Source organism: Microvenator marinus (assembly GCF_007993755.1).
Lineage (GTDB): Bacteria > Myxococcota_A > Bradymonadia > Bradymonadales > Bradymonadaceae > Allomicrovenator > Allomicrovenator marinus.
In genome coordinates, this window is record NZ_CP042467.1 from 2,486,520 (window position 1) to 2,513,345 (window position 26,826).

21 protein-coding genes are annotated in these 26,826 nt (G+C 55.2%); 13 read left to right on the plus strand and 8 right to left on the minus strand.

Annotated features, from left to right (window positions below; all coding sequences use genetic code 11):
* The first annotated feature begins 36 nt into the window (after positions 1–36).
* The gene (locus FRD01_RS10250) at positions 37–1,452 is read left to right on the plus strand and encodes an SLC13 family permease (RefSeq protein WP_146959305.1); all 1,416 of its coding nucleotides are present in this window, start codon (positions 37–39) and stop codon (positions 1,450–1,452) included.
* On the opposite strand, the gene FRD01_RS10255 is transcribed toward FRD01_RS10250, so the two are convergent.
* From FRD01_RS10255 to FRD01_RS10265, 3 genes are read right to left on the minus strand one after another with little or no spacing between them, the layout of a single operon-like run.
* Entirely contained in the window at positions 1,422–3,338 is a 1,917-nt protein-coding gene (locus FRD01_RS10255) for a CRTAC1 family protein (protein ID WP_249756162.1), read from the minus strand. The two genes, FRD01_RS10250 and FRD01_RS10255, sit on opposite strands and share 31 nt — an antisense overlap.
* Entirely contained in the window at positions 3,335–3,676 is a 342-nt protein-coding gene (locus tag FRD01_RS10260) for a hypothetical protein (protein ID WP_146959308.1), read from the minus strand. The genes FRD01_RS10255 and FRD01_RS10260 overlap by 4 nt, the downstream gene beginning before the upstream one ends.
* Before the next feature lie 35 nt (positions 3,677–3,711).
* On the minus strand, positions 3,712–4,806 hold the full coding sequence (locus FRD01_RS10265) for an FG-GAP repeat domain-containing protein (RefSeq protein ID WP_146959310.1): 1,095 nt from the start codon (positions 4,804–4,806) through the stop codon (positions 3,712–3,714).
* Positions 4,807–4,956: 150 nt separating this feature from the next.
* Between FRD01_RS10265 and rfbD the strand changes: the two genes are divergently transcribed.
* The 5 genes from rfbD to FRD01_RS10290 all read left to right on the plus strand — a co-directional run bounded on the left by rfbD (position 4,957) and on the right by FRD01_RS10290 (position 9,678).
* Positions 4,957–5,790: a dTDP-4-dehydrorhamnose reductase gene (gene rfbD, locus FRD01_RS10270; protein ID WP_146959312.1), complete on the plus strand. Its 834-nt coding sequence runs from the start codon at positions 4,957–4,959 to the stop codon at positions 5,788–5,790.
* Position 5,791: 1 nt separating this feature from the next.
* Positions 5,792–7,063 (plus strand): mechanosensitive ion channel family protein, encoded by a 1,272-nt coding sequence (locus tag FRD01_RS10275; protein WP_146959314.1) that lies wholly within the window; start codon positions 5,792–5,794, stop codon positions 7,061–7,063.
* Between the two features lie 101 nt (positions 7,064–7,164).
* Positions 7,165–8,130 (plus strand): calcium/sodium antiporter, encoded by a 966-nt coding sequence (locus FRD01_RS10280; protein WP_146959316.1) that lies wholly within the window; start codon positions 7,165–7,167, stop codon positions 8,128–8,130.
* 5 nt (positions 8,131–8,135) lie between these two features.
* Complete coding sequence (locus tag FRD01_RS10285) at positions 8,136–8,696, plus strand: hypothetical protein (RefSeq protein WP_146959318.1); 561 nt, start codon at positions 8,136–8,138, stop codon at positions 8,694–8,696.
* 10 nt (positions 8,697–8,706) lie between these two features.
* Positions 8,707–9,678, plus strand: a complete 972-nt coding sequence (locus FRD01_RS10290; protein WP_146959320.1) for a hypothetical protein — start codon at positions 8,707–8,709, stop codon at positions 9,676–9,678.
* On the opposite strand, the gene FRD01_RS10295 is transcribed toward FRD01_RS10290, so the two are convergent.
* Together FRD01_RS10295 and FRD01_RS10300 are read right to left on the minus strand one after the other, a co-directional pair.
* Positions 9,675–10,577, minus strand: a complete 903-nt coding sequence (locus FRD01_RS10295; protein ID WP_146959322.1) for a bile acid:sodium symporter family protein — start codon at positions 10,575–10,577, stop codon at positions 9,675–9,677. The genes FRD01_RS10290 and FRD01_RS10295 overlap by 4 nt on opposite strands.
* 4 nt (positions 10,578–10,581) lie before the next feature.
* Positions 10,582–11,559: a GNAT family N-acetyltransferase gene (locus FRD01_RS10300; RefSeq protein ID WP_146959324.1), complete on the minus strand. Its 978-nt coding sequence runs from the start codon at positions 11,557–11,559 to the stop codon at positions 10,582–10,584.
* 79 nt (positions 11,560–11,638) lie between these two features.
* On the opposite strand from FRD01_RS10300, the gene FRD01_RS10305 reads away from it, so the two are divergent.
* From FRD01_RS10305 to FRD01_RS10320, 5 genes are read left to right on the plus strand one after another with little or no spacing between them, the layout of a single operon-like run.
* A complete protein-coding gene (locus FRD01_RS10305) occupies positions 11,639–12,154 on the plus strand; it encodes a gamma-glutamylcyclotransferase (RefSeq protein ID WP_146959325.1) in 516 nt (171 codons plus the stop codon).
* Complete coding sequence (locus FRD01_RS24290; RefSeq protein WP_249756163.1) at positions 12,151–12,321, plus strand: hypothetical protein; 171 nt, start codon at positions 12,151–12,153, stop codon at positions 12,319–12,321. The genes FRD01_RS10305 and FRD01_RS24290 overlap by 4 nt, the downstream gene beginning before the upstream one ends.
* Positions 12,318–12,998, plus strand: a complete 681-nt coding sequence (locus FRD01_RS10310) for an NUDIX hydrolase (protein ID WP_146959327.1) — start codon at positions 12,318–12,320, stop codon at positions 12,996–12,998. Before FRD01_RS24290 ends, FRD01_RS10310 begins: the two co-directional genes overlap by 4 nt.
* Before the next feature lie 45 nt (positions 12,999–13,043).
* The gene (locus tag FRD01_RS10315) at positions 13,044–13,832 is read left to right on the plus strand and encodes a GNAT family N-acetyltransferase (RefSeq protein WP_146959329.1); all 789 of its coding nucleotides are present in this window, start codon (positions 13,044–13,046) and stop codon (positions 13,830–13,832) included.
* A gap of 47 nt (positions 13,833–13,879) precedes the next feature.
* On the plus strand, positions 13,880–14,203 hold the full coding sequence (locus FRD01_RS10320) for a hypothetical protein (RefSeq protein ID WP_146959331.1): 324 nt from the start codon (positions 13,880–13,882) through the stop codon (positions 14,201–14,203).
* Here FRD01_RS10320 and FRD01_RS10325 read toward each other — a convergent pair.
* Both FRD01_RS10325 and FRD01_RS10330 read right to left on the minus strand, forming a co-directional pair.
* Complete coding sequence (locus FRD01_RS10325) at positions 14,200–17,070, minus strand: hypothetical protein (RefSeq protein ID WP_146959333.1); 2,871 nt, start codon at positions 17,068–17,070, stop codon at positions 14,200–14,202. The genes FRD01_RS10320 and FRD01_RS10325 overlap by 4 nt on opposite strands.
* Positions 17,071–20,010: a TonB-dependent receptor domain-containing protein gene (locus tag FRD01_RS10330; protein WP_146959335.1), complete on the minus strand. Its 2,940-nt coding sequence runs from the start codon at positions 20,008–20,010 to the stop codon at positions 17,071–17,073.
* 169 nt (positions 20,011–20,179) lie between these two features.
* On the opposite strand from FRD01_RS10330, the gene rpmB reads away from it, so the two are divergent.
* Complete coding sequence (rpmB, locus tag FRD01_RS10335; RefSeq protein ID WP_146959336.1) at positions 20,180–20,422, plus strand: 50S ribosomal protein L28; 243 nt, start codon at positions 20,180–20,182, stop codon at positions 20,420–20,422.
* A 219-nt stretch (positions 20,423–20,641) separates the two neighbouring features.
* Positions 20,642–21,385: a sulfite exporter TauE/SafE family protein gene (locus tag FRD01_RS10340; protein WP_249756164.1), complete on the plus strand. Its 744-nt coding sequence runs from the start codon at positions 20,642–20,644 to the stop codon at positions 21,383–21,385.
* A gap of 61 nt (positions 21,386–21,446) precedes the next feature.
* Here the strand turns inward: FRD01_RS10340 and FRD01_RS10345 are convergent, their stop codons facing one another.
* Positions 21,447–26,801: a hypothetical protein gene (locus FRD01_RS10345; protein WP_146959340.1), complete on the minus strand. Its 5,355-nt coding sequence runs from the start codon at positions 26,799–26,801 to the stop codon at positions 21,447–21,449.
* Between the last annotated feature and the right edge of the window lie 25 nt (positions 26,802–26,826).

The following is a 26,826-nucleotide window of genomic DNA, read 5'->3' on the forward strand; positions in this document are numbered from 1 at the left end:
TCTCAATTCTAAGTCACTCAAACTATGAAAATTGCGATGAAAAAGCCGGCGACTATCGGATTACTGCTCGGGCCGGTGGCTTTTCTTCTGGTCTGGTACCTCCTTCCAGACGCCTACGGTGCCACTCCTTTTGGGAATCAAGGCAAGCTTAGTGCTGCCATCGCGGTATGGATGGCGATTTGGTGGTTGAGCGAGGCGGTCCCAATCGCCGCCACTGCTCTGCTCCCGCTCGCCGCGTTCCCGGTGCTCGGCGTCGCCAGCATCCAGGAGACGGCCGCACCTTATGCGAACGACGTGATCTTTCTCTTTTTGGGCGGCTTCGTACTATCCATCGCCATGCAGCGTTGGAATCTGCACAAACGCATCGCTCTTTTTACGCTCAGGCTTTTCGGGGTCGCTCCGAGGCGCATGGTGCTTGGGTTTATGGTGGTGACCGCTGTCTTGAGCATGTGGGTCTCGAACACGGCCACAGCCGTCATGATGATGCCGATTGCACTGAGTGTCTTGGTGATGCTCAAGGCCAGTGAGAACCGCTCCCTCGAGCTCGCGCTACTACTGGGCATAGCCTATGCGGCGAGTATTGGTGGCGTGGGCACGATCATCGGAACCCCGCCGAATGTCTTCCTCGTCTCCTACCTAGAGACGTCTCAGGGAATCCAGGTCTCGTTTGTGGAGTGGATGCTTGTAGGCATCCCGTTCGTGGCGTTGATGCTACCTCTTACGTGGCTTCTTTTGACGCGGGTGCTCTTCAAGGTCTCGTCGGCGCCGATTCCAGGCGCCAAAGAAGCCATGCAATCAGAGTACGAAGGACTTGGGCGGATGACTCGCGCCGAGCTCAGCGTCATGGTCGTGTTCTTTGGCACGGCCCTGCTCTGGATTTTCAGACCGCTGCTTGGAGTCGAGGGACTTAGCGACTCGGGCATTGCAGTAGCCTCAGCGCTGGTGCTATTTGCGCTACCCGCCGACAAGGACCGCCGAATCATGGACTGGGAGTCGATGATGCAGGTCCCGTGGGGAATTCTTCTTCTCTTCGGCGGTGGGCTGAGCCTTGCACGAGCCATAGAGGTCAATAAAGTCGGCGAGTTCCTTGGTTATCAGGCCACGCTCTTGGCCGACGTCCCACTCATTGTGCTGATCATCATCATTACGGCATCGGTGGTTTTCCTGACCGAATTGACGAGCAACACCGCCACTACAGCCACCTTGCTGCCGGTGCTCTCGGGCGTGGCGATAGGAGCCGCAATCGACCCGATGATGCTTTTGGTTCCCACGGCTATTGCGGCTAGCTGCGCGTTCATGATGCCGGTAGCGACTCCGCCGAACGCCGTGGTCTTTGGAAGTGGACGCGTATCCATTCAGGAGATGTCGAAGGCGGGTGTATATCTCAACTTTGTGGCTATCGCGATGATAGTCTTGGTGGTCTACCTATTAGTACCGAGGGTATTGAGCTGAGTACACTCGGCGGGAACCCGCTTGGACAGGGCTGGCGCATCGTTGCTTGGCCAGTCGACCGTGATATCAACTTCCTTGGCGTCACCCACGCCAAAGTGCAAGGTCAGTTCGTTTTGCAAACCATAATGGCCGTGACCACCGCCCACCTCTTGGACCATCTTCAAATCACCAGTGTCTACGGTCACCTGCGCGCCGATCGCAGCGCGATTGACTCCCTCGGAACCCTCGAGCTTCACTTTCACCCAGTTCCTATCCTGCCCAACAGTGTTCTCGAAAATCCTCACGTGGCGCTCGCCCGCCGGATAACAATGGTCGCCTGAAGAACACCGATTTGCCGAATGACCAACGATGAGGTCCAGGTCTCCATCGCCATCAAAGTCCGCCACGGCCACGCCATGTGCGCTCTTCATGTCGATACCCAACTCCGGAGCTAGTTTTTCGAACGTGCCGTCTGGTCTCTGCCAATAGAGATGTGCTCGCGTACCAGGATAGTCCGTAGACGCAATCAGCACGTCATTTCTGCCATCATTATCAAAATCGAACACAGCCGCTGTGATATCGCCATCATCCCACGGGACCGACGCGTGGTCCTTCACAAGGCCGAGCTCAGCGCCGCGCCGCGTGAACGTCCCATCCCCGTTATTGTAGAGCAAATCGCTTGGGTCCGAATTGGCCCCAACATCCCAGTGAACGATCTCCGTGGTCACGAGGTCCAAAAGACCGTCGTTGTTCAAGTCGGCACAAACCGTGGTGCCGCTATTTCCGCCCAACCTAAACGGCTGGCGGTCGCTTGAATGGTCCCATGGACGATAGCTCGCACACGAGTAGATGGGGTCCGGCGCGGTATCACAACCTTCGGCTTCAGGGTTGGCGTCGCAAAAACACCGAGCGCTATGAGATGCCGTCCAATCCTGGTTCTCGTCAAACGCGTACCCCGAGGAGACGCTCTGGTTCTCATAGACGCGACTATTGCTCCACCAAAGATGGTTCGGGGCACGCCCATACGAGGCCGCCATGAGCTCAGGGCACCTGTCTCCCCCTAAGTTGCACGCGGCTGTAGACCAAGCATTCGAGTGCGCACGCCCAAGATTCAGAGCATTCAGCGTCCAATCCTGCGTTGCAACGCCCCAGCTCAAAGTCTGATCCTCATAGTTATCGCCGTTTCGGACCCAGAGCTGGTCTTGAGCTGGGACTCCGCCCGGCGCGCCCATACCAATCCAGATATCGAGGTGCCCGTCCAGATCTATATCGGCCAATGAAATCCCGCCGACCACGAAGGGCGTTTGTCCTTGATGAAACGGATAGAGTTCGCCGAGCGCAAAGGTACCGTCACCCTGATTCATCATGATTTCGATGCCCTCGAACTCCGTCCCGTCGTTGGTGAACCCGGTCACGGCATCCAAGTCCCCGTCGTTATCCATATCACCAAAAACCGCGACTTCTGCCGGCCGCCCCTCAGGCGGTGTAAATCGCGGGGCGAGTATTCCGGATGCCTGAGTCGTGTCTTCAAACCCAGAGCCGGTATTGCGCAGAAGCCATGCCCTTCTGTTTTCGCCAAAATCATCACGTCCTGAGCGCCGAACGAAGATATCAGGACGCCCATCCGAGTCATAATCGGCCACTGAAATCCTAGAACCCACGGCTTGGATGCCTTTGAGTCCCCATTCTTCGGATACATCGCGAAACACAGCCGTCCCGCCGGGCTGCCAGGGCTCAGTTGGTCCACATTCTACGCCAAGGTCTGGGCCCGAATCCGCGCCCGCGTCTTCGCAATCCAAACACGCATCTGAGCCAGCATCCATGCCCTCAGGTGGCGGTCCGTCCTTCTCGCTATCCGAACACGCCCACAAGCCAAGTCCTAATGCCAACACGAAAAATTTCTTCACTTTTTCTCTCCGACTTTGGACTTGAGCTCTTTGATACATCGCTCAAGGGTATGGTCCATATTCGTGACCCATTCGGCGGGGACCGCACCGGGCGGGACTTCGCGCACACACTCGGCCTCTGCCTTCCAAACGCGCACTCTGAGAGGTCCAGGCACAACGCCCGCCTCAAAGCTAAAGTCCGAATGGCGGTCTCTCGCAGCTGATACAGACGCCTCAAAACTCCCCATCGCTTCAAGCTCTTCGGAGTTTGGTGCCTCGGCGGCCTTTGGTGCCGTCGTTGCGGGTGCCTGCGCTTGCTCGACCTTTGGCTTAGAGTCACAACCCCAGCCAACGAGCATCAGGACCCCGGAAATGAGCAGGAAACGCCTAAGATTCATTTATCAGCGAAGGTGTAGAACATGCGAATGTTCAGTTTACCACCCGCTTCTGACGCTGGATATTTGCCTTTCTTAAGAACGCCGATAGCACATTTCGCAACGCCTTGGTCGGCGAGTCCGGAGTGCAGAAGGCTGACGTCCTCGACTTTGGATTTGGCACCGACTTTTACTTCGAGAAGCACGTCTCCCTGGCCTGCAAATTGGTTCTTCCGAACCTGACTTGCGTAGCAGTTGGCGAGCTTGTCGTTCAGGTCTGTGACCACTTTCTGGGCAGCCTCGTTATCCTCGAAACCATTGGCCATCACACTCTTCAAGTCAGCCACGGGAACGCGTTTGTACTTTTTAGTGTTGGTGGAGAATTTCTTCGGCTCACCCTCTTTTCCGCTCACAACGATCTCTTTTTTGGAAACGGAGATTGTCTCTTCGGTGCCGTCGCCATCGAGGTCCTTTTTGAGCAAGGTGCCTTCCTCGGTAGATTCTACGGGCGTGGTCTTTGTGTAAACCGTCTCTTCGATTTCGGAAGTATCCGTGGATTCGGCCAGGACTTGACCTTGAGCACCGTCGAATCGGGTGAACTTATTCTTGCCGAGTTGACACTCGATATCCGCTTTAAGGTCGCCATTGATATCCGCAGCCTTACACGCTCCAAGCCGAGTATTCATGCGAGCTTTCCAGATCAACTGGCCGTCATGCGTGTAAATGGTCAGGTCATTGCCGTTTAGGCACATCAGGTCTTGTTTATTATCGGCCGCAAAATCTTGGACGATCACTTGGTCACAACCTTTATCGAGGTACCACATCGGGTCCGCGTCGTGATTCAACACGAAGGTCGGCTTACCCGCTCCGACTACGTTGGGCTTTCCGTCCCCGTCAATATCGGTCATCAGGAGGTCAAAATCGGCCTTCTTGGAGGCGTTCCAGGAGAAAACTCGGTAGACGCTGGCATCTTTTCCCAAGAAGACTACGCCCGATCCATCGTGAACCATCACGGGAGCGGCCTTGCTCGGAAGGTCGTAAACAGTCTGGGCTGACACGCTGCTCGCGCCGACCATCATCAAACACACGCTTGCCAAAGTAATCATTTGTTTCATCGTATTTCTCCACTGTGACGCATCACGGACAAGATTCGCCGCGAAGGCTAGGCAAATGCGCTCAAAGCGTCAACTATTCCCGTCGAGGTGAATTTGCGGTATGACCGGCTCGTGTTTTCCAAGGGACACGTGTACACCCGGAGCGGTTCAATGAAGATTCTGGTTTTTGGCGCAAACGGACAGCTCGGCAGCGAGCTCGTCAGAGAAGGCTCGGCACGCGGATTGACGCGAGAAGACGTGGATGTTCGAGACTTGAAGGCAGTCAAAAAAGCCATCGAGCAATACCATCCCGATGTCGTGTTCAACGCGACCGCTTATAACGCCGTAGACAAGGCAGAGAGCGATAAAGACGAGGCCTTGCTGGTCAACGGAATCGTGCCCGGAAAAATGGCCGCAATATGTGCTGCCAAGAACATCCCGTTTGTTCACTACTCAACCGACTATGTCTTCGGTGACTCCCACGCGAAGCCTATTTCTGAGCTCGAGACCCCGGACCCTCTCTCGGTCTATGGGCGCTCTAAACTTTTTGGTGAGAATGCCGTACTCAGGGCGCACCCCGGCGCACTCGTCATCAGAACCACGGGCATCTACTCGCCAGGCGGCCAAAACTTCGTCAATACGATGCAGCGACTCGGCAAGGAACGAGGTTCCTTAAGGGTGGTTTCCGACCAATTCGTAGCCCCTACCTCTGCGTCAACCCTTGCCAAGATCTCGCTGAGACTCGCCGAGCTTGGAGAAGATGGGATCTTTCACGTCGTGTCGCAAAGCGGCACGTCTTGGTACGAGTTCGCACAGGCCATCTTTGAGTTGAGCGAGCTCGACGTGGAGCTGCAACCCGTGAAGGCAACCGAATGGGGCGCTCCCGCGCGCCGCCCGAGATACTCAGTTCTAGACACCGCGAGGCTTAGACTCTTGGGACTCGATGAGTCGATTGGTTCGTGGCGAGCAGAACTAGAGCGGTTTTTTGTTGAGTCCGGGGAGTAGCGTGAATCGCAAGATATCGGCATTGGCTTTTGTCTTAAGCCTATTTTTCAGCCTTTGGCCATGCACAACGGAGAAGGCGTACGCACAGACCAGCGCGGATAGTGTTGAAGTCTCGGCTGAAGACCTGGCGGTTCAGAAACGACTCAACGCGATTTTCAAACGCATCGACTCCCTCAAAGGCATTCGTGCTGAAGTTGCTTCGGGCGTTGTGATGCTCACCGGCGTCGCGAACGAGACTTCCCACGTAGAAGAGGCCCAAGAACTCGCCCAGAAAATGGACGGGGTGATCTGGGTTGATGCTGATGTAGAAGTTCAAATCGACGTCGTCAAACGCGTAGCTCCAGCTTGGGAGAAAACCATCGAACTCGGCAGCGCGCTCACCCAGCGCCTGCCCTTGATCGCGATCGGCCTCGTGGTCTTAGTGGTCTTTTGGTTTTTAGCTGGATTTATTGGCCGGAGGTTTCCGCTGCGAGGTTTATCGGATAAGCCCCTCGCCGCCGAATTTTCGCGCAACGGAATCAAGGCCTTCATCATCCTCATTGGTCTATCAATCACGCTGGAAATCTGGGGCATCGCCTCGTTAGTGGCTGCATTTGTGGGCACGGCCGGAATCGTAAGCATCGGCATCGGTTTTGCGTTTAAGGACGTGGTGGAAAACTACCTCGGTGGAGTGCTTCTGGGACTGCGACAGCCGTTCTACAAGGACGACCACGTTGATATCGCTGGGTTTGAGGGCCGTGTCATACGTCTAACCAGTCGGGAAACCATCCTCATGACCTTGGACGGCAACCACCTCACCATTCCGAACGCTATGGTGTTTAAGTCGGTGCTTTACAATTTCTCTCGAAATCCGCTGAGAAGGTTTGATTTCACCTTCGGCGTGGCGCCAGACTCCGAGTTCCGAAAGATCATTCCGCTGGGTCTCGAGACTCTGAGGAAAACGGAAGGAGTCCTGCAAGAACCGCCACCGCTGGTGCGGATTGAGAGCGTTGGAGACTACACGCTCAACATCGTTTTCAATGCGTGGGTCGACCAGAAGGAGAATGATTTTGTGGCTGTGAAGAGCGAGGCTATTCGCAGGGTGAATCGCGCTTTCCTAGCCGCTGGAATCGACATGCCTGAGCCGATGAGACGTATCACCATCGTAGACAGCGAGAAGCCAGCAACCCAAGTGGATGAGCTCGAGGTTTCCGAAGAGCCCATGATCGATACGTCTGTCGATCGTTCCCTCGATAAGCAAATTGACGCGGCTGACAATTCCGGAATCCAATAACCGGATTCTATTGAATTCTCGACCACGGGTGGTGTATCGGACCTAGTGATACTACATCCCGAGGCGCGGTTTCAGCCGTCTCTAACCAAGCCCAGGTCTCTATGCTCATTGAGTTTCTAATCTTTATTGGTGGACTCACAATACTCTATTTCGGTGCGGAATGGATGGTGGAAGGCAGCTCCTCTATGGCGCTTAGATTCGGAATTACGCCGATTATCGTGGGTTGCACGGTTGTCGCTTTCGGAACGAGCATGCCGGAGTTGGTGGTCTCGCTAGCCGCGGTCATCACTGAGAGCGACGATATTTCCATCGGAAATATCATCGGGTCGAATATCGCAAATCTCGCGCTAATCCTTGGGACTGCGGCGCTGATCCGTCCAATCGAGGTTCACTCGGACGTCATCAAGCGCGAGTTCCCGGTCATGATCGCGGCGTCCATTCTCTTTTGCGTCTTGGCGATGGACTCCGAGATCTCAAGATTTGACGGCTTTATCCTGGTAGCCTGCATGGTGGGATACCTCGGCTTCATGCTCAGTCTTGCGCGTAAGTCCATGAAAGCCAGTGCGGCCGAAAAAGCAGAAGACCCGCTCATTGAGGTGGAAGTAGACCCAAACGAATCCACCAACGCAAAAGACCTAGTGAAGGTGATTGGCGGAATCCTCGGATTGACATTCGGCGCGCATTTTATGGTTCAAGCGGCCACTACTATCGCATCTTCCCTAGGCGTGCCTCAGCTAGTCATCGGGATTTCGATTGTAGCGCTCGGGACGAGCCTCCCCGAACTTGCCACGAGCGTTGTGGCGGCAGCAAAGGACGAATCCGATATCTCGGTTGGAAACGTCATCGGCTCCAATATTTTCAACATCTTGAGTGTAATCGGCATCGTAGGGTCTATCGCCGCCATGAGCGTGGGGCGAGACGCCGTGGACTTCGACCTCTGGATCATGCTCGCTATTGCCATGTTAGCCTGGCCAATCATGTGGGCACGTAAACGGATTTCTCGTTTCGAAGGCGCAATCATGGTATTGGTCTACCTAAGCTATAATGTGTGGATATATCTGAGGTAGCAAAGATGCGGGTTCTCCTGGTCGCGGTAGTCTTTTTGAGCGGTTGTGAACTCTTTTACAATACCGACAACGTCCGTTTCATTCCTGGGACCGACACGCCAGACATGAGCGCGCAGGATATGGCCCAAGATGCCGGCACAGATATGGCCGAGCAGGATATGCCAGACCAAGAAGCAGATGCGCCTCAAGACATGCAGGACATGCCTTCAGAGGACCAGGGACCGGACTTGGATCCAGTGGTTACCTGTGAGGTCGGAGGCCAAATCCTTGGCGAATGCGACCCTATTGAACAGAACTGTGAGGGGGGTGAGTCATGCATTCAATTCTTCTCGCCAGTCGAGATGACCCTCATCAATAATTGTGGCGACGGCTCAACTTACCTCGTTCCTGAAGGCCAAGCATGCGAAGCGAACAGCCGCTGTCAACCGGGGCTGCTCTGCCGCGATACCTGCAGGCGTATGTGTGACCGATTCACCGGACGGGGATGTGAGCCCGGCGAATCATGTGTCACGTTCGAGAACACCTACGGTTTCGGCTTTTGCGCCGATTCATGCGATTTTGAATGAGGGGTTGTCCATGAAACGCATCATCTTGTGTCTAGCTCTACTCTCCGGTGGCTGCGTGTTCTCCCAAGAACTCAGCGAGCTACCCGAATTCGTACCCGCGCCAGACATGAGCGAGGACCTCAAACAAGACACTGACGGCACTGAAGTGGACATGGACACGCCCGACGCCACTACATGCCCTGACACACCGTGTTCAAACGGCTTTGAATGTGTTGGGGGTGAGTGCGTTTGCCCTGAGGGCTCAAACGTGTGTGCTGGAAACTGCGCACCAGAATCCGAGCTCAGATGCGGTGAATCCTGCACCGCCTGCCCAACCGCCGAAGGTGGAACAGCCCTCTGTGAAGAGGGTACCTGCTTCTTGGAATGCCCCAGCGGAGAGACCGTCTACCAAGGAGTTTGCTTACCTACCGGCGGGTCTTGCGAGCTCAACACAGTGCTTGATGGTGGCAACCGTTGCGACCCGGTCCTTCAGGATTGCGGCGTGTTTCAGTTTTGTGATGTCACTCAACGGCAAACGCCGGTGGAATGTACGAATGACGGAGAATGCGATCCTGGCCAGGTCTGTGACTCCCTTCGCGACGATCTACCTTTGTCATGCGTTCGAATGTTTACACAATGCACTCAGAGATTTGTACGCCCTCCGAACTGCTCAACCATCAACAACCCTTGCCCCAACGGTCTGATGTGCATGAATGACGGGCTTTGCGGCCCTTGTCAGGGCGACCAGCAATGCCGAAGTGGCGAGTCGTGTGTGGATGGTATCTGCCGCGGTGTCCTAGTTCCCCATATTGGCGAAGGCGAAGCGTGTGACTCAGCTTCTGCAAACGATAGGTGCCGCGAGGGATTCGCCTGTCACGAAGGAACGTGCAAACGCGTGTGCATGGTAGAAGCTGGGGTTGGATGCGAGACGGGAGACGCTTGCAAGCCGTTTCAGGCAAGTCAAGGAATCGGAATCTGCGTGCCTCAAAATCAGTGCGACTAGTTCACGCGTTCCGGATGAACACGGCGCCAGTAGCCCGATAGACTCAGGCCCGCAATGAGGTGCCAAACTCCCCACCATGCCGCGATGATGGCCATGCCGCCAAGTCCCTGGAAGAACGTGAAGATGAGCACGAGCGCGAGCCCCGAGTTCTGAATGCCAGTTTCAATCGTGAGCGCGCGCCGATCCTCGCTGCTCAACTTCCCAACACGAGCAACGATGAAGCCGGTGAGGAGCGCCACGGCATTATGCACGAAAACCAACACGAAAATCATGCCGATAAATCGCTTGAAAAACTCCCAGTTCGCAAGCAAAGCCAACACGATGAAGAGTGCAAAGACACCCAGAGACCCATGCCTGAAATAGGGCACGATGCGGTCCGCAAGCTCCGGCTTCTTGTGGCGTAGTGTCATTCCTAGCGCGAGCGGGAGTGCCAGAAGTAGGAATAGGACCAGCCCTAATTCGAGGACATTAAGTTCCACCTCTCGGAGCAAGCGCGCAGTCGGCGGATAGAGTCCCGCCCAGAAGCCAAAATTAAACGGCGTTGTAAAGACCGCAACGGACGTCACGAGTGTGGTCATCGAGATTGATAGTCCCGTATTTCCTCGCGCAAAATGCGTGAAGAAATTCGACATATTTCCGCCTGGGCACGCGGCCACAAGGATCATACCTAAAGCCACACTTGGCTGAGGCTCGATTACAAGCACCAGCCCCCAGGTCAGCGCGGGCAAAAGGACGAGCTGTGAGAGCAAGCCAAGCGCCACGCTCTTCGGCTCGGATATCACACGTTTGAAGTCGTCGACCCTTAAGTCCAGGGCAACGCCAAACATCACCACCGCCAGAATCACGTTCAAAACGATCAAACTCGCGGGGTTAAAATTGAGGACGACCTCATCGATCATGTGCTTATCGCCAGATCCAAAGGGTGAAGGTGGAAAGACGCGACTCTGCCCAGCGCGCCTTATACTCGAGCTCCGAGCCTAAATCGTAACTCAGAACACCTTCTTCGGCGAGCGCCTCTATGATTTTGTATTGTAGGACGTTTCCGAGTGAAACGGACTGGAAATCGGTGTCAAAAGATAGCTGTAGTCCACGATACGTCGTGCCCAAGAGCCCGCCGAATACAAACCCCAAATCTCTTGCTCCCTGCTTCGCAAAAAGCACCCTCAGGGCCCCTCGCCGAGCGAGGCGTGGCAACATGATCCGATAGAAAAGGTTCATGCCCGAATCGAGAATTCCACTCCCAACTTGCCCCTTCCAAGATCGCTCTTCGATAGCCACGATGCGGTCGTAGACCGCCTCGACCTCTTCGGGTCTGGAGGCAAAAACACGCTCAAACTCGATGCTCTCTTCACCACATTTTTTGAGCGCCTGGCGCAGATTAGTCCGAAATTTCGAGCTACGACGCCCTAGAAACCCGTCTGAGCCGTCCTCAAGGCTCGCCACAAAGCGTTTGGTCTCGTGGCCAAGTCCAATGCGATGTTCGCCGCCAAAATGCCTCAGAATTGGCCTCATCCAGTTCTGGGTCTGTGGAATCCCACTCAGATAGAGTACGTCCCAGTCTACGTGCCGGCTCGCAAGCTCCGCCGAAAACTCTTTGATCAGCGCGCCGGGATCGGAGCCTACAAAAGGACATGCCAAACACCACGATGCCTCGAGGGGCTGGAAATACCGACCGATTCGTGGGTTGAATCCGCGCGCAAGCGTGACAAAGCCATGCTCTCCCTCGCAGAGATAGAGCGGATGATCGGGGATGAACGCCTCGTAGGCCGGGATAATCCAGTCGAGGCTTGAACAAAACGCATCGATGCCCGGCGTTGCTTGAAGTGCCTCGAAATGCGCGTCGGCGCGGTTTCGAAGGGTATATGAGGTCAAAAGCTCCATACAATCCAGCTCGGAGTCCACTGCACTTTAGCCCAGACCTCGACTTGTAAGAAGGGTTGAAGAGTGCAAGAAGGTCTACATGTGGATTTTCGGATATGGATCACTGATATGGAAGACGGGATTTGCTTACGAAGCGCGTGTCCCGGGCTATATCCGCGGGTTTTCTCGCCGGTTCTGGCAGGGCTCGCCCGACCACCGCGGCACACCTGAGAATCCCGGGAGGGTTGTGACCCTAATTCCGGACTCGGACGCCATCACCTGGGGCGTGGCCTACCTCCTTGGTGCCGAGTCCGCGGAGAAAATTCTCGAGGGGCTCGATCTTCGAGAAGCAGGCGGCTACTCGCGGCACAACTCCACGGTGTGGAATCGGGACGGCGAGGTCATCGCCGAGGCATTGGTCTATTGGGCAACACCCGACAACCCACATTTCATCGGCCCGAGCAGCTATGACGCCATGGCCACCCATATCTTGAACTCGCACGGTCCTAGCGGCCCAAATATCGACTATTTACTCAATCTTCATCAGGCTTTAGACGAGCTTAATGTCGAAGACGAACATATCAACGCACTCGTAGCAGCGGCCAAAAAAACATGAACTACATTGCACTTAGCATCGCTGTCCTACTCTATCTGGTGGTTGTCGCCATCCTCTGGGCGGTCTCCAAGGCCGTCATCGACCAAGTACCAAGGAAACCAAGCTTGGAAGAGGTCAAGAGAAAGGAGATCGAGTCGAAAAGCCCCACGAAGGTCCTTACGGAATGAAGGTTCGAGATGCCGCTACCATGCTTGTTTTGCGGGAGAGCCCGACCCAAGTCTATATGGTCAAGCGGCACTCAAAGAGCGCCTTTCTGGCCAACGCGTGGGTCTATCCGGGTGGCGCTCTTGACCCATCCGACTTTGACCCTCAACTCCAAGAGCGTGTGGATATTAGCGGCGAAGAGGCCAGTGAGACCCTCAAAATCTCCGATCCGAACCATGCGCTTGCGTTCTTCTTAGCGGCCATTCGCGAGACTTTTGAAGAAGCTGGGCTCCTCTTGGCGACTCGAGATGGGCAACGTGTTGAGCACTTGGGTGTGGAGTTTCAAGAGTATCGTTCTGGCATGCAACGTGCCGAGCATGGCTTACTCACCCTCGCCGAAGCCTTTGACCTCGAGTTTCCGGTGTCCAAAATGAGATACCTGGACCACTGGATAACTCCGGAATATGCGCCGAGGCGCTTCGACACCCGGTTCTTTGTGGTGGAGGCGCCAAAGCACGATGCCGTCCACGACGAGCTCGAAACGGTTGATGGCGTTTGGATAAGCCCCGAAGAGGCGTTGCGACGCGGCCGAAGCGGCGAGTGGTTCATCGCACCGCCTACCGAAAGCACTCTGGAAAAACTACTAAGTACGAGCGAGCCGCGTCAGAAGAGAGAGCCCTCCTCTACAATTGCCGAATGAGCGAAGACGCGTTAAGGTTAGAGCATAAAAGGGAGAAGGCTCTTCATGGCTGTAGAACTACTTAATGACAGGGACGAGTTACGCGATTTTCTGGTCAAAGATCGCCTCGCAAACGCGTACCTTTTGGGAAACCTTGACCCGTCGTATTTCCAGTTCTGCAAGTGGTACGGCCTCAGAAATTCAAGCTCCGAGCTCGAAAGCCTGGCGCTGGTCTACACAGGCCTGAGCCTTCCCGTGGTCTTCATCGTTGGCCCTGAGGCGCGATTTGAAGACATGATTCGCGAGTGCCGCCCCGTGTTGCCAGACAGGTTCCATTTCCACGTGCAAGAAGACCAAATGCACGCAGTGAAAGGAATTTTCGAGCCCACGACGTATCAAAAGATGCATCGAATGGGTCTTGAGAGAAGCCACTACAAGCCATCGCGAGAAGCCTTCGCGCCGGTTCAGGTCGAAAGGCTAGGCCACCGCGACACCCTCGCTATCATGGACCTCTACCAGCACTACCCCGACAACTTCTTTGAGCCCTATCAGCTCGAGACGGGCTACTATTTTGGTGTGCGAGATGAGGACCTTGGCCTGGCGAGCATCGCAGGCATTCACGTGTTCAGCGCGGAGCACGATGTCGCCGTAATCGGTAACTTCGTGACACACCCAGAGCGGCGCGGCCGCGGCCTTGCCTCGGCTTGTACCGCGAAACTTCTGGACTCCCTTTTTGAGCGGATTTCTTTCGTGGCGCTCAACGTGCAAGAGGGCAACGCGCCGGCGGTTAAGATGTACTCGAACTTCGGGTTCGAGAAGAATAACGAGTTCTATGAAGGTCGAATCAGCAACTGATCCATCCTTTGTAACCCCTTTTTGAACCACGAATTTGGAGCGCGAATATGTCCATCAAGGTGTCTACCCATGAGCTGCTTTTAGACACACTCATGGAAAACCCGAACCTCAAGGCGGCCCTGGTACTCGACGACCGCGGCTACATCATCGCCAAACGCGGAAAGGCACATTGTGTCAAAGGCGAAGAGGATGACGACGCAACCTTGATCACGGTCAAAAAAGGCGGTCTCGAGTCAGTCTACCTAGTCGAAATCAAAGGTGAGTTTTTGGTGACGATCTTTGACGAACGCTTGAACTTCGAGCGCATCAAAACAAACGTTGACGCCACTCTCGAGAAGTTTGAACTCGCGCCGCCACCAAACGAAGGTTAGTTCGCTTCGCGCGCCACTTTCACTCGGGCTCTGATGCCCTCGTGATTTCCTTCCCCTTCAAACTCCAACGATAGCCCGAGCGCCCTAAGAGACGTCACTAGTTCCGTCAATGGAGAGCCGTTGACCGGCACTTTGGGCCAAACAATTCGTTGAGGCGAGCCGTAGATCGAATGTGAGGCCCCGAACTTTCCGTGGTCGTAGGTTCCGCCGTGGAAATGCGCAGGCTCAAGTCCCAAGAACGCAAGGCTCGCCTCACGCAAAACCTCAGGATCGGCGCCCTTGAGTTGTGGCTGACCACGCATCAAGTCCTCGTGCAAAAAGAGCGAGCTCCATGCGCTTCGTCGGCTCTCCAACTCGAGCACGCTCAAGAAGGCGAGTTTCAAGAACTCGTTCTCAAACTGACCGTTGAATGCGGCCTGGGCGGGTTCTCGACCCAAATCATCACCCACCACTTTGACGGGATGTTTGCCGCTTAGAAGGCGGTCGATCTGAATATGAAGTGTGGTCTCCTCAAAGGAAATCACCCAGATATCGCCCACGGTTGCATAGTAGAGGGCCACGGGAACACCAGTCGCTGACTGGCCTGATTGCGAAGTCCCAACGCGCACCACCGGGATTTCGTTGTAGGGTTCCACTTGGCCCCAGTCGATAAGGCCCGGCGCCGAATCGTCCGCCATAGTTTTTAGAGAAGCCAAAATCCCGCCAAACACTGCCGTGTTCTTGAGATGCACCATCAAATAGAGCGGAAGCCGACTCAAGACCCCCGAGAGCTCGGCTGGAAGCTCGTTCTGCATTCGCTTCGCGTCGGCTTGATGGACCATGGTCGCGGCATCGAGAATCCCGCTGCGCTCCATGGCACCAATGGACACCCAATCACCAAGCCATCCGAGGCCAAATTTTTGTCCCATAAATGAGCGCCCAACACTCTCCAACTCTTGGCGCAATCGCGCGTTCTCACCGATCGCGCCCACCCAGGCGAACCCGGACTCACCCACGGGAACGACCCTCGCATTACCCACAAAATCTCTGAGCTCGTTGTAGTCCGAGGCATCGATGATCGGCAGCATACGTGCGTCGAGATTAATGCTTGCGCCCTCGCGATTGATGCGCACACCAATCGGATCGATCACACCTCGCCAATATTGTTGGTAGGTCGTAGCGAACCTCTCGTAGGCCTGTTTCTCGTCCAAGGTAACCTTGTCGAGGCTCAAGTCCCTCAGCGGGACCATCAGCCGTGGGCGGCCCCACGCAGAACGAGGTCCTCGCTCGTCCACGCTGATTTTTTGACCATTCGTATGCACCAAATCTTCGGGCATTAGATGTCCCGCCTTGACCACTTCGTCGGTAGTTTTGGCCGCCACTCCCTCAAACCAACCGTGCATCAAGAAGCCACTTTGAACGGCTTGTAGCTCGCTCAAAGCCTCAACTCTTCGGCCCGCCAAAATCTTCGTGCGCGGGGAAATCGCGTTCATCACAAACGCGTCCGAGATAAAGATAAAGCCGTCTTCGGCCTCTTTGCTAAACGGATAACGCGCTCGCATGTATTTGAAGTCGCCGGATTGCGCCAAGGTCGGTGCCTTCCCGTCAATCGCGGCCAGAATGTGACGTATAGCTCCGCGACTATTCGAGATAATCACGAGCTCACCTACATCCACGCGATTCTGCTCGATATCGCCATCGGGCGTGAAAATCCTGCGGATGACGTGGTCGCCCTCCTTAAACCGCGCCTCGTCCATATCCGGCCGGCGCGCCTTGGCCTTCGCTTCGAACGCACTCAGGGCAGCGTCTAATGCGGGCTTCTGGCGGACCTTGAACATCAATGACACATCAGTTCCTTCGCGCAAGAATGGATCTCCAACAAGTAGCGCTACGCCGTCCGTAGCCACATGCCCAAGGGCCTCAGAGAGCCCCGTGCGTTCAACCACAAGCTGGCGCTCGTAGGCCTGCACAAAGTGCGAGTTACCCCCGCGCTCTTCCATCGCCTGACTCAACGGGGTCACCCACTCGTCGAGCTCACGCGCAAGCCCCACAAAATCCCTCAGGTCGTGGAAATGCAGGTAAGCCATATCGACCGGCACATATTGCGCCATTTCCTCAAGCGCGGGCTTGGTCTCAAGCTCAGCTATCATCTGGTCCCAAGGGTGAGCCGGGAGCTCGAGCGCCTGAACATCCTTAAGAGCCACAGTAGCCTTGTCCTCGCGCCTTAACTGCAAACCACGGTCAAACTGCAGCGCCTCGCGAACCGAAGTCACACCCGAATAAAGCTCCATCACACGCCCGAAGTCCGTGAGAGTCCGTCCCGGAGTCGGTGGCGTACCGGCCTTTTGGCCAGCACGCGCCACCGCGAACGAACGCATCGGCGTGCTGGTATAGTAGGTTTCAAGCGCGGCCCAAAACTCCGTAACTAGAGAGTCCCCAGTCTTAGTGGCATCACTCGCATCTACGCTGACCTCTGCAGTGGACGCTGGCATCGCGTTGTAAATGCTCAGGTGCGGCGGGGAAGTGTAGTGAAGCGTAAACTGCTCAGGCACATCACCCACAAATCGCACCATCGCGCCCTTGGGCACAACGAACGCCACGCCATGGTTCTTGGCCTCAACACTTAGTTCTCCCTGATTAAAGGGAATCTCTGAGACCACAGACACATAACAATGGGTCTTGGTGCAGTAGGAGGCCTCGGCCTTCGCGCTACCGGTCTGGACTTCGCCCTCAGCCATCATTTCCTGGCTCTGAAGCTGAGGCCCAATATCTTCGTAGACGGGTGCAGCAGGTTCTGTGACCAGCGCTTCTGGCTGAGGTGCAGGCTTTTGAGGCGAGGAACAGGCCACGAGGGCCAGCACAAGAAGGTTCAGAATTTTCGGTTTCATCTAGTACTCGAGGCTCAAGTTGGCCATGAAAGAACGCCCCTGTTGAGGCATGGTTCGGGAAACGAACGGGTCGACGGGCAGATAAAGGGTCCAATCGAATAGGTTGTAGACACCAAACGCGTATTTGACGCCGTATTCCTCAATTCTCCCGGTCATCACCATATCGGCAATCACGGCCCAATCGGTGGTGGTATCCGCGTCCAAGAGGATGCGGCGAGGAGTCTCCAAAGTAAGGCGTGACGCGAGGTAGAGACGGTTGGTAATCGCAGGAACCACCGCCTTGAGCGAGCCGTAGCCACGCGGCGCATTCGGAACGCGGGTTCCGTCTGTATCAGAAGATGCTGGCGGCTCGAGGAATTGAGCGTCCAACACGCCGGCCGTAGCCGCGAACATCCACCCGCGCCTGAAATCACGACGAATCTCCAGATCAAAACCAAGGATCCGCTGATCTTCCTCGATATTTCCGAAGTAGACGCGACCCTCATCATCATTGGGGACCGGCAGGGTTCCGATGAAGTTCTGGCCGAGCAGGCCGTGCGCCGAGGCCAGCAACGTCCACTGATCGTCGATAGCCCATGAATACTCGACCTCAGCCTGATAGAAGGTCTCAGGGGTCAGAGTCCCGCAACACGCAGATGGGAGAGTCGTGAACGATCCGTCGGTATAAAACAGCTCGTACACACTCGGGGCACGGAACGCTCGGCCGCCCATGACCTTGACGTTATGACCGTTAGAAGGCTTTAGAATCAGCGCAAGTCGCGGGTTGACCGACGAGAAGCTCTCGCCCTCGGAGCGGTCCCAAACGTCCATACGTGCACCAGCGGAAATCCGTGCCCACTCAGCGAGTTTCCAGTCTACGAGGCCATAGAATGCGTAGACGTTGTAGGTTGGGTTTACATCCAAAAGGTCAGTGCGAGCGCGGTCAAACTCCGTTTGATAGACCTCCATCTTGGTCAGCGGATTGAAGGTCAACTCGGATCCCAGCGACAAACGCAGGGTCTCAATCGGCCGCCAGCTAAGGCGCGCCTCGCCGCCAACCGCCAAGCCCTCGTAGACCTCAACATACGGTTGCAGGAACTCTTCACCCGATGGCCCCTCACCCTCGTAGAGATAGTCGAGGTCGAAAAGAGTGAGATTTGCCCGACCGCGCGCCAAAATCTCCAAGTCCTTGGCGATCTCGGTCTGAAGCCGAAGCTCCGCCATCATATTCTGGTCGATGTAACGATTTCGAGGGTCGTTGAACACGGTGTCGAATGAACCCGTTGGAATGGCAATATCTCGGTGCGAATAATGCCACTGCGCGCTCAGCGGTCCTACCCACGCGCGGCCAGAAGTCGAGACCGCATCAAAGGCGTCAATGCCCTCAGCGACATTTCCCTCCGTAGTCCCGTCCCCGTCTAAATCAAAGAAAAGCTCACCATCTCTGCCTTCGGAGCGTGCCGCAGAGACTGAACCGCGGACACCTGCGCTCGCGTCATCGTTGCGCAACACGAAGCCTGCTCTGCCACGTCCTACGCCGGCATCAAAGGTTCCAAAACTCGCTTGCAAGGCGGTCGGCTCTTCTTTGGCGTGCGGCACGAGGTTGACCACGCCCGAAACAGCACCCGTACCGTAGATCACCGAACCCGGACCACGAATGACCTCGATGGACTGAACCTCTCCGAGATCCACACGACCGTCATAACCAATGAACGCCTGATAGAGGATATTATCGTTGAGGATCGCGCCATCCGAGAGCAAAAGCAGACGATTGTTCATATCGTTCGGCTGACCGAGGCCTCGGATAGAAACCATGCCGTAAATCGAGTCATTGGCCAGCGACACACCGCGCGTTCCGCGCAGCGCCTCGTAAATCGTGGGATATTGGAAAGCCTCGATCTCCTGAGCGCTGATCACGCTAATCGAAGCAGGTGCGTCCTCAATCGCCTCAACATTACGCGATGCCGCTGCAACTTCTCTGAGCGGAATCATCTCAATCATGTCCAGATTGAGCTGCTCTCCCTGTTTGACCTCGATCTCCATGGTCACCGGCTTGAAACCGCGCCGAGTTACGCGGAGCTGATGTTTTCCAGCAGGAAGGTTCGGAATCACAGCAGGCGTAAAGCCCCGAAGCTTCCCGTCGATCTCAATGCTCGCCTCTGTTTCGTCCGCCGTCACCAGAACCGATCCCATCGGAATAGGAAGTGCCACGTCCACTGAGTACGCCTCACCTTCTTCCACGATGAGCTGGCGCGACTGCGTAGCGCGCCCTTCCATAGAGAAAATCAGGGTGCGCATGCCAACAATGAGGTCAGTGTCACACGGGACCCTACAGATCGGCTCGGAATTCTCGGAATCCACTCGAATATCTGCCGGATCTCCCTTAAAACTCACGCGTCCAGTGATCGGCTCGAGCTTCAGGTTCACGTCCTGTGACTCACCCCGACCCACTTTGATCGCGTCGGAAGTAGCCGGCCGGTAGCCCTCCATCTCAACGATGATCTTGTGCTCTCCCGGCGCGAGACCCAAAGGGCGAGGCGTCTGGCCTACGGATCCGAGATCCTTCCTGCCTACGTAGATCGAGGCGCCCGGAGGATCGCTGACCACCTGAATCACAGCGACCTTCTTTGCAAGGCGCGCGAGGGCTTTGTCGATCTCCTTCTGGTCGTCTTCTGGTGCGCCAACGCGGGCATCCACATAGTAGCGATAGGCCTCGGCATCTTTATCGATCTGCTCGAAACTACGCGCGATGTTGTAGAGCACGTTTCGATTAGGAACCAAGCGGTTAGACTGCAAGAAGTGCTCGAGCGCGGACCAATAGTCACCGTCCTGATAAGCTCGTGCGCCGAGCTGAAACTGCACCTCGGCTTCATCCGCATTATTATCTGCCCAGGCGCCACTCATGGGACCGAAGGTCACCATCAACGCCAACACCATTGTTTTGAGGAACTTGCACTTCATAGGTCGCTGCCTGCATCTATATGCGTGAGTTGGTGCATTGCTTCTACACCACCCAAGGTGAACCCTAAAGTCATATTCGAGAGCAAAAACACTTGACACTCGCAAACAAGGTTGGCAAGGTTCCGCGTCCTATCGCCCGAAGGTGATGGAAACTAGTAAGGAGATCGACATGGCTCGCCGTTGTAAACTCTCGAAGAAAGGTCGCCTCGTAGGTATGCAGGTGTCCCACTCGCACGTTCGCACCAAAAAGGTGCAACTCCCTAATCTTCAGATGAAGCGAATCTTCATCCCTGAAGAGAACAGATGGGTCCGAGTGCGACTGACTGCACGTGCACTTCGAACCGTCAGCAAAAAGGGACTCTTGCAATACGTCAAGGACGAGGGCCTTCGCCTTCAAGACGTGATTTGCTAAAGTCCCCATAACCCCCCTTTAGGAGGACGTCATGGGTGATCATCACGAAGAAGAACTTCCGCATCAGGCCCCCTGGGTGATGTGGCTTACTCTGGGCGCGGTTGCGGCTTTCTTGACCGTTTTCTTCACGGTTAAGTTCCTCAGCGCATAGACCCTTTGTAGATCCGGGTTCGGACTGGCCTCGCGTGTGCGCGGGGCCTTTTTTTATGGTGGTATGCCGTGGAAACCTGGTTGCTCTTGGCCATCTTCGGCATCGTGCTCCTCGCGTTTTTCACGGAATCTGTGGTGGGCTTTGGGGCGACCGTGATCACGGTCTCTTTTGGCGCGCACCTCGTTCCTCTGGACGTACTCCTTCCCGCCTTTGTACCGCTTAGCGCCATGCTCTCGCTGGTCCTCGTGACCCGACATTGGCGCCAGGTGGACCTAAAGTTCTTACTCCAAAAAGTCGCACTTCCCGTCGGACTTGGCACATTGCTCGGCATGGGACTCTTCCGTGTGCTCGATTCTGCGGCCCTCCTAACCACTTTTGCGGGCTTTGTGCTTCTTATGTCGGGGAGAGAGCTAAAGCGCATCTGGGCGCGCGCTGAGGCCGCTAAACCATTAAAAACATGGCTAGGCCGCACCCTTCTCGGCGCAGGTGGCATAGTTCACGGTATGTTCGGCTCGGGCGGCCCCATGATCGTCTACGTGCTCGGCCGTGAAATGACCGAGAAAGGCCGATTCAGAGCCACACTCTCCGCCCTCTGGTTGGTTCTAAACGCGACGCTAGTAACCGGCTACCTTTTGGACGGTACTCTCAATCCCGTCACCATTGAGCTCAGCACCACCATGGCCCCCGCGCTTTTCTTCGGCATTCTGCTAGGGGAGCGCGTTCATGGTGCAATCGACGAATCCACGTTCAAGACTGCCACGTGGCTCATTCTCTTTTTCGGCGCTGCCGCCCTATTCCTACGTGCCCTTTAGGTCCAATAAAAAAGGGCCAGCCTTTCGGCTGACCCTGAGTATCTCCGCCCCTAGATCCGAATTATTGGATCACAAAATCAACCGTGAAGTCACCAGTCAACCCAGTGAAGTAAGAGTCGACTATGACGAATACCGACTCATTGGCGGTAGCCGTATAGGTCACGGTCTCGGCTCCAAGAGTCGAAACATCTGATCCATCAATACACGTCGCAGGAAGGAACTCGCACACGTCGGTAATGTAGATAGCCAAGTCTTCTCCATCAGAACTCGTGACGGTGGCGGTCAAGGTTTGATTCGCAAGTAGTTGAACTTCGTAGACCGCGTCACTTCCCGGGGTTCGCGACGAGGTACATGCGTTCGTTACGGGCAAATCGTAGTCATCCGCATAGTCGAGGAAACTACCTTGAGCGACCGAAGAAGTTGATACAACGATCGGGTCTTGACAGGTCTCACCCGCCGGATTGAGGCAACGATCTGTTGCGAGGTCGCAACTACATCCAAACTCGCGCCAGAAACCTGTAGAATCGCAGTATTCAAGAGCCGACGCATCGGCCAAACAACGATTCGGATCCACACCTGGAATGCATACAGGGTTGAGGTACTCTACTTCGAAAAGAACCACACGATCCGATGTCGAGGTCGAGGTGTCCACTCCCAGGTAGATGGTTTCCGGCTGTGAACCAGCTTGATAGTTCATCATCACATCGTTGTTGGATGTGGACGTTACTTCCGCAGCTACGCATGTCCCCTCGGCATCAGAACAACTACTGAACAAGTAGAACAACGAAGTGTTAGGCGCAGCACGCTGCATTCGAACCTCGATGTAATCATTCGGCTCAAGCGATATCGCGTAGAAGAAGTCTGAACCGGGAGAAGTGGTCCCAGCACAAGAGCCGCTCGTCAGGGCAACCTCGTTCGATTCTTGATCGTGGCTCCCGTAGGCAGCAAACGAGTCTGTAATCACCGGCGCAGTAGCACACGAATTCACTTGAGAAGGTGGAGCTGGACGGCACCGTCCAAATGCTTGGTTACATCCCCACGGACAATCATAGAGCGCGCCAGAAGTCTGTCCGTCTTCATTACACCGCTGAGACGTATCGGCATCCAAGCAGACGTAACGACCAGGGGTACAGGATCCACTCGTAGGTGTGATCGTGTAGTTGATAGTAGATGTGGTGCTAGTTGGGGTGGTGCTAGTTCGATCAATCACCAGATAAACCGTCTGATTAACCGGAGCCACATAGTCTACACTTCGCCTTAGGACTGGCTCATGTGCGAGACAGGAATCGAAATCACACCCTTCGAAGAGGAAGAGATAAGCGGTGGTGAGCCCGCTGAGCTCGGCTTGCAATCGCTCGCCAGCCAACAAATCTACCGAGTAGAAAACATCGATTCCGTTATACGTGTAGCTTAGCTGACATTGATTCGTCACGCCCGCTTTCGGATTGACAGCAAAGTTATTCCCTTGAAAATCAATTGGTTGAGTTGATGTCTCATTTCTGTCCAGCGCAATCGCATCGAAACACGAATCGCCTTTGGGATTCGCACAGGCGCCATTGAAGCACCCCCCATCACAAGGAAGCGTGATTTCTTGTCCTTTGATACAGGAAACAAGAGCCGTTTGGTCGGGGGTACATGCGGTAACACCGGACGTACAAGATGGACTCACGAGCTCAATGCTACCAAAGAGGCGACTCGTGGCAGTGCTGGAGGTAGCGTCAACGCTAATCAGCACGGTTTGGTCCACGGGGGACTGATATCGAACGCTTGGCCTTCGGTTCGTTGAGAGTCCCCGGTCGAACGCCAAACACCCACCCGCGGGGTCAGAACAGTCCTCGAAAAGTGAGATCACTGGATAGTGCGTGGTGGTTTCATGTCGCGCATTGACTTCGAGAATATCGCCAGCCAACATATCGACTTTAAAGTAGGAGTCTCTCCCTGTGGAAGTTCCACCGCAAGAGAGCGATGGGAAGGAATAGTCCCCGTTTATATCGGACGGGTCGTAGGTGAATGTCAAACCAGCGCCAACATCGATTGCGTCGGCACACAAGTCCCCCGGCGTGATTTCACAAGCGCCTTGATTACATCCTTCGGGACACGACACTAGCTCATAACCAGTCCCATCCGCCCGACAACGCTCGACCGTGAACTCGTCAGCACATGTGGAGCTGCCTGGCAAACACGCAAAACTAGTTTGCCTAATGTCCCAATTGAGATTGTATGTGGTGGAGGTTGTCGAGCTTGAAAGTCCATATTGTACGACAAAATATATGGTCTCGGCCTGTTCAGCCAGATACGCGAAATTGTCGTTTGTGGACGATGGCACTCCAAAACAGGTGCCCATATCGCCACAGGTTCTAACTGCGTAGAACCTCAGATACGAAGACGTTGTGGAAATATTTGCTGTGAAGACCTCTCCAGCTTCTAGGTCGACCCTAAAGATGCGATCGAACCCTGGCGCATCTTCCAAGGTGCACTCACCATAGACACCATCAACTGGGACGAAGTGTTGCTTGACTGCGCCGTTGAACGCGTATGTTTGCGAACCAGTCCCAGACAGCGGAATAGGGTCTGCGCAGATATCTCCCAAAGGATCTACACAAGCACCGTCCTGACAACCACTAGAACAGGTGTACTCTGTTGGCATTGCCAGGTCCGAACAAAATGACAAGGTATTGGGACCCGTACATCCAAGACCCTCCCCCGGAACACATTCAGCAGGAAGCACTTCTGCAGAAATGGTGAATGTTCCGCTGGAAGTCGTGCTACTACTTGCATCAACCACGACATAGAACTCGCCTGGGCCGTCAGTAATGAACTGGAGAGTTTCTTCCCCGGTCGTTGTGGTAGTTTGGTTTACGCGCGCGAGGCAGGTGTTGAGGGCATCGTTGGTGCAGGTATCGGTGTACCAAAGCACAGCATTATAAGAGGAATTGACCGTCACAGTCGCGATGCCAGGCTCGGTTAGAACAAGACGATAAACCGCCTCTCTCCCGGCTGCTGAACTTGTCGTGCTGCCAGTATTTTGGCAAGTGCCTGTTGAGTAGTCAGCGCTAAGATAGCGGAGGTCGCCTTGAATTGTGGTGCCCGGCGTTAAGAGTTCAGCGGCACCACATAGGGAATTTGGTGCCAGATTACACGCATCGCTTCCGACTTCACACCCATACGGACAAAACTCGGATTCGTCCCATCCTGTGCCCAAGTCGTTGCATGTCTGAATCTCTCTTTCGAGCACGCAACGGGTCGTCTCGGGTAAACACTGGATCTCGCGAGTCGTAATCGTTATCGTCCCAGGATTGCTCGAATTGTTTGTCCCTCCCCTATCCGCCACTAAGAATAGTGTCAGGTCTTGACCTGTTTGGTTTTCGTAGATCAACTCCTCATCGTCAAATGTGCCAGAGTTCACTCCAGCAACACACGCCGCCTCCAATCCTGGACATGCGTCCGAGATAAACAAGCTCACATAGGAGCCATTGCGAGGCAGCGTAGCTACGAGGGCTTCACCCGGTGGAACTGTAACCTGAAAGACCAGGTCCGGACCTGACTTATCAGAGATGCTGTCATCTGGAACACAGGAGTCTGCTGCTTCGTAGTCCGCCCCGAAATCTCCCCAAGTAAATGTCTCGACATGCGGGAAACTGGACACGACTATCGGTCGATCACAAGTATCCCCCAGTTTATCCAGACAACGACCTGTCCCCGCGTCACATCCATTCTCGCAAACGATATCATTTGTTCCGGTACCGCGAGGATCGCACACACGAGCCTGAGTTTCGTCAAGACAGGTCGACTCGTTGGGCACGCATGTAACGGATTCCACTGTGTAAGTGAGTCCATAGGAACCGCCGCTTGTCGCGCTCGCACCCTCAACTACGATGAAATATCGGCCTGGCTCAAGATAGGTGGCCAAAGTCTCTACGCCTCCGCTAAGGGCAGAATCCACACACGAAACCTCTGTTTCGTCTCTCGCACACTCTCGCCGAATTGAAACCGCAAGGTTGACTTGAGTTGCTGGCACGGCCACCACGCTCACATAGCCAGCTTCAGTCAATTCGAATTGATAGAGGTCTTCTGGTGTTGAGGCACCGTCATCCGCACAGCTCGAAGATGCACTAAGGCTCTCTCCGGAAGAGGTGATTCCTGTAACTCCCTCGCCCTCTTCGAGCAGTTGAGCGTTGGAACAGGCACTAACGATTTCATTATCCAAAAGGTCCACAGATAGACTGTAGGTGAGACCGGCAGTACTCAGATCCGAGCCCTCGATTACGATTGTGTAGACCCCGCGGCCGAGGTTGGTCACGCCAAAATCCGCGCGCGCTATATTAGTCTGCACACCGTTAACCACATTGCGGCCACTTGCCACTTCATTGCCATTTGGTCCGATCAAACTTACTTCGATGACGCCCTGACCGACCATCGAAGAAGCAATCTCAACCTCGGCACGCAGCGTACCCAAATCATCCAAATCAAGACGGGTATCGAAGGTGAAACGGTCAACGTCTGCGTCGCATACACTAAGGTCCGAGAGTCGACCCGCGGCTCCCGCGATTTGGTAATCTACTGCATCCTCCTCAGTATCATTGGGCTCGAATTCATCCGCGACACATGCTTCAGGCGCCACGCAGGCACCTTCCACACACACATCAGCTCCTAGACAGTCGTAGGCATTGCCGCATCCCTCAGGATTGACTTCGCACGATACGCTGAGTGTGCCTTCATCGTATTGGCAAATCTGGTTTCCTGGGCACTCACATGCTTCACTTGCAGGTGTACACGCGCCGCCAACGCAAAGGTTGTCGTCTAGACATTCGGTAGCGGCAGCACAGCTCTCAGGGTTTACGCACTCCCCGGTTGCTGCGTCACAGACGCCACGTGCGCAGTCCACCATGTTGGCGTCGCATGTGTTGGCTGCGCATGTGCCATCGTCGCAGTAGTTGCCGGCGAGGCAATCGCTGTCGGCTTCGCACGTCTCGGAGTCTACACACTCGAGTTCTTCGAATGAGCACTCGCCGCGTTGGCAGTCGAGGTCTTCGCAGAAGGACGCTTCGTCAGTACAGACGGCGCTTACACAACGGAAGCCTTCGAGGCAGCGAACTTCCTCACTACCCGCGGTACACGAGCCTGCGTTGACGCACTCGCCACTTCCGTTATCGCATTCACCGCGTTCGCAGCCATCCAAACGGCAATCGTTCGTCACGGCTTCGACACACGCGTTGTCTTCGCAAACGAAGCCGCTTAGGCAGTCATCTGCGTCTTCGCAGGACGCGGGGTTGATGCATTCACCGGTGGCTGAATCGCATACACCGCCTTCGCATTCCACGTCTGCGCATCTGTTTGTCGGTTCCGGATCGTCACTACACGCACCTGCGAATAAAGTGAGGACCAGAAGTGCATTGAGAACCTGCTTAAAGTTCATTTGGATTGCTCCTTCAGGGTATAAA

Coding starts and splice junctions, on each gene's coding strand:
- FRD01_RS10250 (WP_146959305.1), top strand. CDS start 37: ATGAAAAAGCCGGCGACTATCGGATTACTGCTCGGGCCGGTGGCTTTT.
- FRD01_RS10260 (WP_146959308.1), bottom strand. CDS start 3,676: ATGCTCGTTGGCTGGGGTTGTGACTCTAAGCCAAAGGTCGAGCAAGCG.
- FRD01_RS10265 (WP_146959310.1), bottom strand. CDS start 4,806: ATGAAACAAATGATTACTTTGGCAAGCGTGTGTTTGATGATGGTCGGC.
- rfbD (WP_146959312.1), top strand. CDS start 4,957: ATGAAGATTCTGGTTTTTGGCGCAAACGGACAGCTCGGCAGCGAGCTC.
- FRD01_RS10280 (WP_146959316.1), top strand. CDS start 7,165: ATGCTCATTGAGTTTCTAATCTTTATTGGTGGACTCACAATACTCTAT.
- FRD01_RS10285 (WP_146959318.1), top strand. CDS start 8,136: ATGCGGGTTCTCCTGGTCGCGGTAGTCTTTTTGAGCGGTTGTGAACTC.
- FRD01_RS10290 (WP_146959320.1), top strand. CDS start 8,707: ATGAAACGCATCATCTTGTGTCTAGCTCTACTCTCCGGTGGCTGCGTG.
- FRD01_RS10295 (WP_146959322.1), bottom strand. CDS start 10,577: ATGATCGATGAGGTCGTCCTCAATTTTAACCCCGCGAGTTTGATCGTT.
- FRD01_RS10300 (WP_146959324.1), bottom strand. CDS start 11,559: ATGGAGCTTTTGACCTCATATACCCTTCGAAACCGCGCCGACGCGCAT.
- FRD01_RS10305 (WP_146959325.1), top strand. CDS start 11,639: ATGTGGATTTTCGGATATGGATCACTGATATGGAAGACGGGATTTGCT.
- FRD01_RS24290 (WP_249756163.1), top strand. CDS start 12,151: ATGAACTACATTGCACTTAGCATCGCTGTCCTACTCTATCTGGTGGTT.
- FRD01_RS10310 (WP_146959327.1), top strand. CDS start 12,318: ATGAAGGTTCGAGATGCCGCTACCATGCTTGTTTTGCGGGAGAGCCCG.
- FRD01_RS10315 (WP_146959329.1), top strand. CDS start 13,044: ATGGCTGTAGAACTACTTAATGACAGGGACGAGTTACGCGATTTTCTG.
- FRD01_RS10320 (WP_146959331.1), top strand. CDS start 13,880: ATGTCCATCAAGGTGTCTACCCATGAGCTGCTTTTAGACACACTCATG.
- FRD01_RS10325 (WP_146959333.1), bottom strand. CDS start 17,070: ATGAAACCGAAAATTCTGAACCTTCTTGTGCTGGCCCTCGTGGCCTGT.
- FRD01_RS10330 (WP_146959335.1), bottom strand. CDS start 20,010: ATGAAGTGCAAGTTCCTCAAAACAATGGTGTTGGCGTTGATGGTGACC.
- rpmB (WP_146959336.1), top strand. CDS start 20,180: ATGGCTCGCCGTTGTAAACTCTCGAAGAAAGGTCGCCTCGTAGGTATG.
- FRD01_RS10345 (WP_146959340.1), bottom strand. CDS start 26,801: ATGAACTTTAAGCAGGTTCTCAATGCACTTCTGGTCCTCACTTTATTC.